Below are 12925 nucleotides of genomic sequence, written 5' to 3' on the forward strand. Positions count from 1 at the left end.
CACGGTCTACGGTTCCTGCTACAGGGCGACTAACACCACAAAATCCAGCGTAGCTGTAAACGAATTATCACCGCTGTTAATAGCCGACGAAGTGCTTTTTAAATGAAAGTCGCGAAGTGACAGGTTGCTGAATAGCGGGTCTGTTGTTAAATTTCCTGTGCCTGTTTTGAGAATCGTCCCGTTGTAAAAAATATTACTGTTAAAATATACCGATGGGATCGGAACCCCGCTGGCATCGTTCGCTTTACTAACCGTCTCTCCACCTGCGTACATGATATTGTTGATGACATAGACATTGTTGGAGTAATTCCCAATGATCTCTCCATAATTCAGATTAGGGCTCTGTGAATTGGCGTAGGTCGTATTATTATTCACATACACATTTTGCGAGCTGAAGATATTAATACCTGCTCCCCCATTAGAATAGGAAATATTATTATCCACAATCGTCTTCCCCGTATATGGTGTTCCGCCAATCTGATCGTTTTTATTATCATCGATAATAATGCCATTTCCATCGGAATACACACCATGACCTTGCCATCTATAATTCGTCTGATTGCCATACACCAAATTGCCGGACACAAAATTTTTGTACCCCGTACCACTGTCCGTATTTCGCGAATGAAAGATGTTAATACCGCTCTGCGCCCATGCTGTAAACCAACAATTGTTATAAACGGTATTGTTCGAGAAGTTAATATAGTCTGCTTCCTCGGCTCCGATACCTTGCCCTGGTGTATCATGCACTTTGTTGTTGCGAACATTGATATGCGTCGCATATACAGTAGGACTTACATCCGTATTCTTGACAACGCTGATACCATTCGTATTGAATTTGCCGATGTTGCCAAGCGTATTGGTATTTTCGTAGGACTGCGCTTCTGTATTGGATAAATTTTGGCTCCAGCCGTAAATCTCGAAGCCTTCAATGTTAATGTACGAAGCCCCCTTAACTAAAATATGGTGCCATGCGCCTTGGCTAACACGCAAAATCGGGGTATGGCCTGGGTAAGCCTTATAAGTGATATAAGCATTAGCTGTCCCTGAACGAGTAATTGTTAAGATCGGATTGCCGTTATCCCAATACGTACCATTCATGACATAAACCGTGTCTCCCGGATTCGTCTTGTTGGCAGCCGTTTGAATGTACCGAAGCGCATTCGCAGGTTCAGGTCCAAGTCCTGTATTTCCATCATTGCCGTTAACACTCACATAATAAGTCACAGGTGTTGCCGCATGGGCGCCAGTCGGGATACACATCCATAAAGCCCACACACCGATTGCAATCAAAAGCCATTTGAACAAAGCGAGGTCATACTTTCTCATCATCACCATTACATCCTCCTCCAATTACTTATAAGGACAAGCGATTACTGGGTCCATTATCCTCCTTGTATTCCAATGAAACCGTTATCAGTGCAATCCAAAATCCCCTCCTTGAAATGAGTTGTACGTTCTGTTAAATCCATAATATGCTTACATTTATATTCTACCTGATTGCATTTTTTGGGAAATAAAGAATATTGGGATTCCTATTGCTATATTAAGATTAATCAAAAAAAGCGCCGCCAAATGTTGAATATGCCTCTCACGGCAATACTCATCATCTGGTAGCGCTGCTTCCACATAATTAATTGATATACTTAGTGTACAACTCATATAGCAGTTTAGCAGCCTCTGCACGTGTCATACTGTCAGTCGGCCGAAGACGCGTTCCATCTCCGGATATAATTCCTTGCTTAACCAATGCGGCTACGCTTTCTTTCGCATAATTCGCAACGTTCGCATTATCTGTAAATGCGCCAAGCCCCGATGCCTCACTTGTAAATACGAGCTTATTGCTTAGTTGTAATGTTCTAACAGTCATCACCATTAAGTCCTGTCTGGAGATTGGAGCATTGGGCATAAACTGATTGCCATCAACCCCGTTCGTTATTCCTAGTTTTCGGGCTATGCTTACCGAGTTGAAGAAATAATCACTGGTTTTAACATCATCAAAGGATGCCCCATCTGCGTAATCTGCCTTCAGGCCAAGGGTTCGAACCAGAAGTGAAATAAAATCTGCGCGTGTAATATGGTTACTCGGCCCAAACGTTGTATCCGTAGCGCCATTAATAATACCTTTGGAAGCTAGAACTTCAATCGCTTTACGCGCCCATGCGATGTCCGTAATATCAGCAAAGCTTTTAATCTCATACACGATCGCATACTTGCTAAAATGAGTCGTCTGAAAAGTTACCCGCCCAGTTGCGGCATCGTATCTGCCAGACGGCACTCTTTGCACGTTGCCATTGTCGTCGATGTACCAGACATTAACATGTTCCGGGTGCAGCAATTCCTCTGCCGATGGCTGGTAAGCCACACTTACGGTAACCGGAGACTTATCGTTATGCCAAGCCAACTTTTGATCATCAACTTCAATATTTAAATCAATGACAGGATGATTGCCAATGCTATTCTTTAGTTCGCTGCTGAAAGTTGAAGTATCTGCAAGACGAATGGATAGAACAACATTGTTCGATTTTGCAAGATCGCTATTTTGCAGCATATCATTAACTATCGTTAACGTGCCAAGCGGAGTTTGAATATCCAACTGCTTTGTTCCACTAGTATTCTGAAAGAATGCGGAAGGAATGGACAAAGCATATCCTGTTGCGCCATTAACAGCATGGATGCTCACTGTCTTATGGAATGAGGTATTAGATCCTGTAAGGCTTTCAAGCCCTTTTAGCTGCTTAGCCGTAAGTGTTGCTTTAGCTGTCTCCTGGCTAAGAGTTGGTGTCAGTTGGAGGATGTTCGTATTATTATCGGTAGTACCTGTCCCAGTACTTGAGGGTAAAACTGGACCTGCACCTGGGCCTGGGCTTCCCCCTGCCGACTTACTTGAGATCCCGAGGGTTGAAGTTGCGCCCTCTGTCCAAATAGAAGGTGTGCTCCCGGAAGCCCCTAATTTAACGGAAACAAGCGTGACGTCTGCGTTCCCAGGCGCAAGTGCTGTAAAATTTAAGGAAAGGAGATTCACATCACCCTGACTAGGCGGCAATTGTCCTGTTTTAGTAATGGCATAGAGAATCCTATCTCCTTGCACCTGTGGTGCAACCTCTAAATTTGCACCGGCTGGGAAAAGTTCACGATTCGGAATAATATCAGGTACACCTTGTGTGCCTGATTTCTCAACAAATTGTAATCGCCGTGCATCGTACGTAAACACAATTTCCATGCCGTAAAGGTTAGTAACCTGCGCTCCTCTTATTGTCATGGTAACCGTTTGCCCTTCCTCTACCCGCTCGCTTGAAAATGAGACCGTAAACGAAGGTTGGGCTGTTGCTGCATAGCTTTTAGTTGACAGCAAGCTCATCGTGAGGGAAACCATGAGCATCAGATAGGCAGCCAGCTTAACATAGTTTTTCATCGTCATTATCCACCTTGTGATCGTGATTAGGAGGAAGGTTTCCCCTTCCCCCTATACGTGCCATTATTGAATTAGGTTAGCTGTAACGATTAGATCGAAAATGTCAATGACATTATCATTATTTACATCATATTTAATTACGAGATTCCAATCACTGAGAGATAATTGGGATTTAGCTTTACCATATTGTTGAGCCATTTGAACCAAGTAACCTAAGTCATAAACGGAAGTCGTGATTCGCCCATCTTTAAACTGATTAATTGCTAAATTCAGTTGATTAGCTGCTTGATCAACTAATTCTTGCGTAGCTGCGAGAGTGTTCAGCACCGCAGTAGCAGTCATAATCTGATCTTGCAACTGCGCTTTGGAGCCCATTGGATATTGACCAGATTGAGTGCCCTCAACGGCTTGCGTCAAGGTTGACTGAGCAAGCGTTATTAACTGTTGAAGCGTACTTGTGTTAGCCACGAAAATAATAACATTTTGCGAGGATAACTGATCTTGAGCAAGTTGGCTAAGTTCACTTTGCGCGTTTGAGGTCTTTGCTGCTGTCACAGCAATCACCGTAGCTTGGCTCTGTACAGGAGCTTTAGCCTTCCAGTTTAACTTAAACAGATCACCAGGTACTGTAATTGCACCGCTTGGTTGCGTAGCCACGCCATAGATTCGAACTATCCCAGGAACAGTGATGTCTGCATGAAAAAAAGAAAATCCACTCTTCAATGACGTAGTATCGACAAATTCAATATGGGCTGAATCATAACTGACTGTTACATCCACACCATAAACAGCGGTGGAAATCGTATTTGTCGGGGAAGTCAATCCGACATTCGTAGAGAAAGACGCTCCTCGATAAACAGAACCAACACCTGACATGGTTATGGATAAACCTTGTAGATTACCCAGAGTTTGACCATTAATTGCTACCAACGTACTGCCTGATATTTGTGTACCATCTGTCGAAGTAGCAATAACACGAACACTACCGTTCTTCACCGCCTTTAACAAGCCAGTGGTATTTATTGTTGCTTTGTTGGTTAGCGTCACACCATCAGGCTCATACACACTCCAACGTACCGTAGCCTGTGTAGCCGCAGAAGGAACAATAACGGCCTGGAATTGTGATGTTCCACCGTTGGTGCTAATATCGTTTCCATAGACCGAGATGGATTGAACAAAAACCGGCGCTGCATTCGTCGTAACGGCAGCTGAAGCACTAGCTCCCGAGAGATTGCCCGCAGCATCTCGTGCGCGAATGGTAAAGCTGTAAGCGGTACTTGGTTGCAAATTGCTAGCAACATACGTAGTACCTGTCAAACCAGAAGCTATTTTATTCGTACCGCTATAGACTTCATAAGTTACAGAAGAAGTTTCATCCGTTGAAGCTGTCCAGCTCAGATTAGCAGATTGGTGCGTTTTATCCGTCACCTGGACATTTCCTGGTACCGTTGGAGGTGTGGTGTCTGCCACCTGACCCAGCAGTGTTACATTCCCCCATCTTGATGTGTTGGAATAACCATTTCCCTTAATATCACTCCAAATCGCTGTACTTGTTCTAGCCCCTATACCATTGTCATCGTTAACCTGAGAGTCCAAACCGATAACTTTCCCATCAGAACCTTTAATGGTCTTAAACGGAATTTTCACTTCGACGATATATCCATTTGCTGTTTTTGAAGTTGCACTGGTAAATTCCGATCCGTTCCCTTGGCTTCCCACGGTCTTTTCATTGTCATAATTGATTCTGTACTGTCTGTCATCCGGCTGATGAGAGGTTGTTTTCGCGTTATTCTCGTCAAGGAATATTTCCACAGAATCTTGTTCCCATGCATTTGCATTCTTTTTGCTTAGTAAGGGATCCGTTACATCTGACAAGACATACAAATTATCTGTATCCCATAGTACTCGAACTTTGCCCGTGGCACCTGAAGTCACTGGAGCCGTTGCGTTATCGATATATTTGTTAACATTAAGAACCGGAGCAGTATTCCATATTGGGTCCATGGAACCGTCAATCGTAGGCGTACCGTAACGTGCTACACCGTTCTCGGGCATGAACACCATGGTTTGTCTAATTGCATCGATATCAATTACATCATTTACAATCGGATTAGCACTTGTATAACTGGTTTCGTAAGCGCCAATGTCGTACTTCGCTCCCTGCGGACGAGCCGCATGCACAATATCAATGGAAGGCGCAAGCGTCTTGGTTCCACGATCAATCGCCGGTGAATCAGACTTAAGACGAAGGAAGTTCACATTTGTTGGATCAAGGGATACAAATTTAGGGTCAGCTACAACATCGTTGGTACCCATTTCTTTGGGCGTACCTCCGCCATAATAAATGTTGTTTGCATAGATGACCAATTCACTGCCATTCGCATTATTGATTGCGTAATTGATTTCACCTTGGCGTAGATCTCTTGAATATACGATATTATTAAAAATATTTACTTTGTCAGAGGTACTAGCGAACAATTGGGCATACGTTAAGTACGGATTTTGGTTATTGTTGTACAGCGTATTGTTCATAATATCTACGTTAGCGGAGTTAAAGGAATGAATACCCGAGCCCCCGTTGCTGTAGGAGATATTATTTTGCACCAACGTTTTTCCTTTATAAGCAGGGAACGTTTTTCCAGTGTTTTTATTGTAATCAATAATAATGCCGTTTCCATCCGAATACCCTTTGGTTTGATTCCATTTGACATTCGTTTGGTTATGATGAACGATATTATTGCGAATAATACTCTTATAACCTGTCTCTGTATCGACATCCACGCCGCCTAGGACACTAATCCCGCTGCAAGCATACATCGTATACCAAGCATTGTTGTAGACTAAATTATCCTCAATTGTGATATAATCCACATTGGCTGAGCCTATTCCCCCGGCAGGTAAATCGTGGATAATGCTATTTCTCACGGTAATATGATGAAACGCCGGCAAGCCATTGGCTAAGTTAGTTCCGCTGTTAATATTAATCCCGTTTGTGTTGGCTTTCGTAAATCTAGGGTCTCCATAGTTAACTGGCAGACCAGCTTGTGTTTGCTCATACCAATAATTGTATGCAGCCTCACCGTCTGCAAGCGTAAGATTCTGGTTGTTCCCTTTCACCTCAATTCCGTCAATGATGATATAGCTGGCCTGAATGAGGATGACATCCCAAGCATTATCGGAGTATAAAACAGGATGAGCGCCAGGCGCTGCTTTGTATGTAATATACGCAGGCTGATTTGTTGCTGTGTTGAATGCTCCTGATTTCGTAATGGTCACCATTCGGTTACCACCGCTATACACATACAGACCATCCATGATATTCACCGTATCGCCAGGTGCGGTAAGATTAGCCGCCTTTTGAATGGTCTGGAATGGGGTACTCGCAGACTTTCCATCATTGGAATCGCTTCCTGACGGACTCACATAATAGTTGATTGGCGTTCCGATTACAGGTGCCGCATCAAGCAAAGTTCCCGGCGCTGCATGTATGATTGGATTTGCACCAGCAACGTTAGATGCTGATACCTTAATATTATCGACTAAAATTGTTGCTTTGCTATGCGTGCCTGCGTCGACATTAAGCATCATAGCAGCCAAGCCATTTGTTTTAAACAAATTGGAGTTTTGAATCGGCTCATTATTAACTAGACGTGTTGTTTTGCCATCCTTTACATGGTAAAGATCATAGCTTAATGTATCTGCATGTACGACCAACTTGAGGGAGAATGCTTTATTGACTTCCCATGTCGTTCTGGCGGCAAATGCGCCATTTCCCGTCCCTGATGAGCGTGCATAAATATTGCCATTTTTCGAGAAAAGCAAGGTGTTGCTCTTTACCCCCCATGACCCATCAATCAACCTTAGGTAATAATCGGCATTTGTATCCTTAAGCATAAAATCGGCTTCCAGCGTATAGCTTTTGTAAATTGAATCTGCTGCCCAGGATTGAAAGATCGGAAAACCGATATCTCCCGGTTCATCCTGCGTCGTTGTCACATCCACCCACCTGCTGCCGCTCTCCTCTACAATTTTCATGACAGATGGTGATTTGGCATCCAGAATATTGGTTAGAATGACAGATCCGGTAGCCGTACCTGCTATTGAAGTATCTGTGTCGTTTGTTTCGAAGGTCGTTGTTCTTAATAGTGTAGTTCCTGCTGCAGGAACATAGGCATCTCGAACATCATTAGAGTATGAGAGTTTAATATTATCGTATCGGACGCTTGTGCTCGTTGCAGCAGTTGTACCAACAGCCTCGATATTATAATAAACGACGCCAGTTGTTAAAAAGTCATGTCCACTATAGGCCATTAAAGGCTCACCACTGGCAAGCATCGTTGTTACGTTAGTCGTTTTATCTGTGATAAACAGATCGTATTTATTAATATCGTTGTAGAGATCCAACTTAATGACATAGGTTTTATTCGCTTCCCAAGTGCCTCGCTTGACGTAAGTACCTTGAGCGACAGTACCTGACTTTACTTGTACATCTCCACTAGGCAGAAACTTAGCAATGGGAAGATTTTGCCCCCAGTCCCCAGGTATAACCTTCAGATCAAATTCTTTGGCTTGATTGCTGAATGTTAAAGAACCTTCAAAGCTAAAACGGTTTCCAGTTGCTTGTCCGCTTGCGTTTGCTGCATAGTAAAACCGCGTTTTACCCTGTGCATCCGCCGGCACGGTTACTTCCAGAGCCCTATTACCATCTGACTCACTTACAATTTTTTTTGTAAAAGCAGTTTCTACAGCAAACATGCTAGGAACAGGCGCAATATCTGCACCGACGGCAAACGCACCAAAGTTAGGATCCGTGGTTTCAAAGGTATGATTCATTTTAACTGTTTCAGCCGCATCAGCCCTACCGCCAAATTGCGGAAAACTTACACTTGCGATTGAAAATAGAAGTGTGAGTGCAGTGATGCATGAAGCAATTTTTTTCATTTTCTTCATTCTTTACTTCCTCCTCGTAAACTATTGAAACCGTTATCATTTTAACCAACAAAATCTCGGCAAACCTGATGCATGCAATAAATATTTTTACATGATGCACCTCCATTGAATTGAGCAAACCGCTTGGAATTCACAAATCCAAATTTAGTTATTCTTTCATTCATATTCTACCTGATTGTGTTTTTTTGGAAATGAAGGATATTTAGATTCCTATCACTATATTAAGATGGTCATAAAAAAATCGACCGGATCGAGGTAACCCTCCCATCCGGTCGGTTAAACACACTATTCTACACCCTCACATCTGTTCAAAAACAAAGTTAATGGAACCCTGGTATGCCATTGCTTGACAGCTGAAGGTTATTCGGTAAATCCTCTCGCCCCAGACTTTCGACATCCACTTATCATTCATCTCAATCCGCTCTTTGGTCATTGTTAGATGCTCCGGATAGATCAAGCGAACAGAAGGACCTTCATTGGATTGGAAAAAAAGTTCCCGTGGCTGCGGCTCCTGCACTTCACAGCACGTCATGAATTGCCATTGCAACGCGCTCCTGCTTGAAGTCAAATCATACGTATCCTGCAGCTTGACATAGGCAGACGAAGAACGACTCAGCGTGATCTCTCGAATCCACTCCCTTATTCCCGCTTCTGACGGATACGCAAGTGCCAGATCAAGCTTAAACCGAGCATAGTTGTCATCTGCTTGATAATCTACCCATCCTGCTTGATAATCTCTGCCAGGCAACTGCTCGTACCCATTCACCGTCGGAACATTATGATAAGTCGAACGCATTGTCCATATTTCATAGCGTTGATCGCTAAAGGTTTGCTTATTATACGAATTAACTCCTGCATCTATGATAACGGGATATCCATCGGCATACAAAATAAACTGCCCAATATCATTATGATTGTGGCTTTCCGCATTGTGTCCGCCTTTGGCAGCAAGATACAAGCCCGATGGAGAATTACTTTGTTCTCTCGCTGCCATAACTTGAATGCCGTCTAGCCACACATCCCTCAGGTAAGGTGGAGAGCCCTTCTCTTGAGTCAAAGCGGGATAATATTTAATTTCCGAGAGACTGCGGAGCATCGGATACCAGGGATGCTGAACGAATTTAACCGAGCTTATGCGGTACTGATTAACCGCTTGATCGCATAACATCGGATCGTGGATTAACTGACCGTACTTAAATGCTTGAACCGCTTGAAAGTTAGTGATTTTGGCCGAACCGTCAGCAAAATTAATAAAATAGGTCTCGTGAATATGCGCTCGATAAATATAACGGCCAATATTCTGAACCAGCGGTTCTTGAAACAGATCGACCAATCCGCCTGTAGCGTGCTTAAGCAATTCAAGACAATCGAGCAGAGCCCCGCCTGCCCGGTCCCAATACGTTGTCCCTTCATCGCAGCCACCATCGGAATGATAGCTTTCCAGGAACGCGTCTAGACTCGTAATACATTTAGTGAGTCCTTCCCATCTGCATTTGGCATCTTCCTCCACAAGAAGTAAAGCCGTCAAAAAACAGGAGTTAATCCAAGGATTCCAATTGTTTACAGGCCGTTTCTCAAAGCCCATCCAAAAGTAATCATCGCGTCCCATATACGCATCCAGTATGCGCCTCTTCACTTCCTCCTGGATGCGTTGAACGATATGAGGGGTAACCTTGTTCAACTCATTTCCAAGCAGATAGGAAACCCATGCTAGCAATGAACCTGTCTCTGCTGCTCGCAGATCCAAAGAATGCCCCTTTCCCAGAGGCAGTAAAGCCTCCTCACTATGCATCACGCCGATCCAACTTGTCTCCTCACAGATGGCCCAAATCCCATTAATAATATCATCAAGGAATCTGCCCGCTCCTTCCAAGCATTCGGCAACGGCCAACGTTCCAAGCGCCGTTCTGCGCTTCAAGTACGTTTCATCACAGAGATCTAAAGACCCCGTACGAGTAAATGCCATAATCATGGATGCCGATACGATAGGCCACTCGTAATTGATGTATTTCTCTGCTTGTCTAATCAGAGACTGCCTCACTTCCACAGGTACATCATCCCAGTAGCCCCTGTCGGCTGCCACCGGAAAAAGATGGAACTGCTCCTGTTTGATCATGTGCTGCTCCTGCAACACATGACGGAATTTTTCCCTAATCACACTACATCTACTCCTCTGCTGCAAGCCAAATTACCTGTCCCGGCTTCATATTGAGTTGAATCGTCCGTTGATCTCGCTCAACAATACTCACTACTGTCTGATTTTGTTCATCCTTTGCGCAGATAGGCAAATGAGCTTGAATTCGGCAGCTACCGCCTTGACTTGCACGAATCGCAGCTGTTTGCAATTGCCCATGCTCCCATTTTATATCAATTTCATAACCGCCTCGCGCTTTTAATCCCGTAACGGAGCCCTTCATCCAGCTGGACGGTAGAGCCGGCAACAGCTCAATAATGCCATGATGGCTTTGCAGCAGTAGTTCCACAATGCCCGCTGCGCCTCCAAAATTGCCATCAATTTGAAAGGGCGGGTGATTGTCCAACAAATTCGGCAAGGTCGAATGCGTCAAAAGCTCTTGCATATGAAAAGCAGCCAGATTTCCATCCTTTAACCGGGCGTAAAAGTTTATAATCCACGCTCGACTCCATCCCGTATGACCTCCGCCATGAGCCAATCTTCTCTCTAATGTTATTCTTGCCCCTTGCGCCAACTCTGGTGTACGGTTATCACTTATTCCGGTTCCAGGATGAAGCGCAAACAATTGCGAAATATGCCGATGACCTGGATGAACTTCCTCATAATCCTCGGACCACTCTTGTATCTGTCCATATTTTCCAATTCGTGTTGGTGGAAGCTTACTTCGGGCATTCGCCAATTGAGCCCGAAACTCCTCATCTATCTCCAATCGTTCGGTGGCGGCCATGCAAGCGGTGAATAGCTCGGTCAAGATTTGATTATCCATGGCTGGTGAGGCACATAGAATACCTGTTTCCCCATTTGGCAATACATACTTATTCTCTGGGGATACAGATGGTGAACTGATCAGCCAGCCATTTTCATCTTGGATTAAAAAATCAAGGAAAAATAGCGCAGCTTCTTTCATTGTGTCATAAGCTCTCTTCAGAAATTTCTCATCTTGCGTAAATTGGTAATGCTCCCAGAAATGCAAACTTAGCCAAGCTGCACCAAACGGCCAATAGGTTGCGGGAAGATGCATGTCCTGCGGCGCTGTATCCGCCCATATATCGGTATTGTGATGAGCCACAAACCCACGGCATCCATACATAATAGCAGCTGTTTGTCTTCCAGGCTCCTTCATTCGTTCAATTAAATCAAATAATGGCTCATGGCATTCCGACAAGTTGCACGTTTCTGCCAACCAGTAATTCATTTGCGTATTAATATTAATTGTATATTTACTATCCCATGGTGGCAGCATATCATCATTCCATATCCCTTGCAGGTTTGCAGGCAATGAGCCGGGACGACTTGAGGCAATGAGCAGATAACGACCGAATTGAACATATAGCGAAATTAACCCTAGATCCACCTGACCCTGCTTAATCAGATTAAGTCGTTCTGGTGTGGACAGCGTCTCCCGGACATCCGGCTCTATCCCTTCAATCTGCAAAGACATACGATTATACAAAGTTCTATAATCAGCTATGTGATCTGCCAATAACATGTCGTATGGCTTTATAGCTGCTTGCTTAATCAGATTTGTACAAGCATCCTCAGGATCCGCATATCTAAATGTGGTAGCTGCCGACAACAAAAGCGTAACCTTACGAGCACCTTGGACAGTAATATGCTCACCAATTGTCTGAACGATACCGCCATCTGCGACTGCCCTTAGCATAAGGACGTAATCCGTGTCCGACAAACCGTAGCACTGATTACGCATAACAATTGTATCATGGCCAATTATCCCTGCCACATTTGCATATTTGCCTGCTTTTCTATCCAATCTGGCATGGAAAGAAATACCCGCTGGACAAGATGTCTCAAGTCGTATAACCATTACACTGTCAGGAAAGCTCACAAAAGTTTCACGGCGATACGCATATCCATCCCGTTCGTATGTTGTGGTTGCAACCGAGCGTTCAAGGTCAAGCTCTCTTCGATAATTGGAAACACGGCTCTCCTCTTCATCTATAAATAACAGCAAATCTCCAGCTGGCACATAGTGGCGCTGGCTGTTAGGAGTACCGGAGAAAGCTAACTCCGCTAGTCGATGAGCTCCACCAGCTCTTCCTTCTTTGATCAGTCTTCTTATCTCCCCAAGCTGCGGCAAAGCATCTCGGTTATTCCTGTCACGAGGTCCCCCATACCAAATCGAGTCTTCATTCAGCTGAATTCTTTCATTTCGAATTTGGCCAAACACCATACCTCCCAACCGTCCATTACCTATAGGCAATGCCTCATTCCAATCACTTGCTGGCTGTTTATACCACAATTTTTGGCTCATCAAAATTCCACCTTCTGAAGTCTATACAGCGTCACCGGATGATTGAGTATGCCCATGAAGGTTATTCTCAATAATCTAATGACGCTGCCTATTC

At 44.1% G+C, this 12925-nt stretch carries 5 protein-coding genes; all 5 read right to left on the reverse strand.

The window, feature by feature from the left end; translation table 11 throughout:
* Positions 1-18 precede the first annotated feature (18 nt).
* Positions 19-1332, reverse strand: a complete 1314-nt coding sequence (locus tag RQP52_RS13755; protein ID WP_379173870.1) for a right-handed parallel beta-helix repeat-containing protein — start codon at positions 1330-1332, stop codon at positions 19-21.
* A 301-nt stretch (positions 1333-1633) separates the two neighbouring features.
* A complete protein-coding gene (locus tag RQP52_RS13760) occupies positions 1634-3415 on the reverse strand; it encodes an S-layer homology domain-containing protein (protein WP_315952182.1) in 1782 nt (593 codons plus the stop codon).
* Positions 3416-3478: 63 nt separating this feature from the next.
* Positions 3479-8365, reverse strand: a complete 4887-nt coding sequence (locus RQP52_RS13765; RefSeq protein ID WP_315952184.1) for a sugar-binding protein — start codon at positions 8363-8365, stop codon at positions 3479-3481.
* 298 nt (positions 8366-8663) lie between these two features.
* Positions 8664-10523: a heparinase II/III domain-containing protein gene (locus tag RQP52_RS13770; protein WP_315952186.1), complete on the reverse strand. Its 1860-nt coding sequence runs from the start codon at positions 10521-10523 to the stop codon at positions 8664-8666.
* Between the two features lie 7 nt (positions 10524-10530).
* Complete coding sequence (locus RQP52_RS13775) at positions 10531-12831, reverse strand: glycosyl hydrolase family 95 catalytic domain-containing protein (protein WP_315952188.1); 2301 nt, start codon at positions 12829-12831, stop codon at positions 10531-10533.
* Between the last annotated feature and the right edge of the window lie 94 nt (positions 12832-12925).

Source organism: Paenibacillus violae (assembly GCF_032461945.1).
Classification (GTDB): Bacteria; Bacillota; Bacilli; order Paenibacillales; family NBRC-103111; genus Paenibacillus_E; species Paenibacillus_E violae.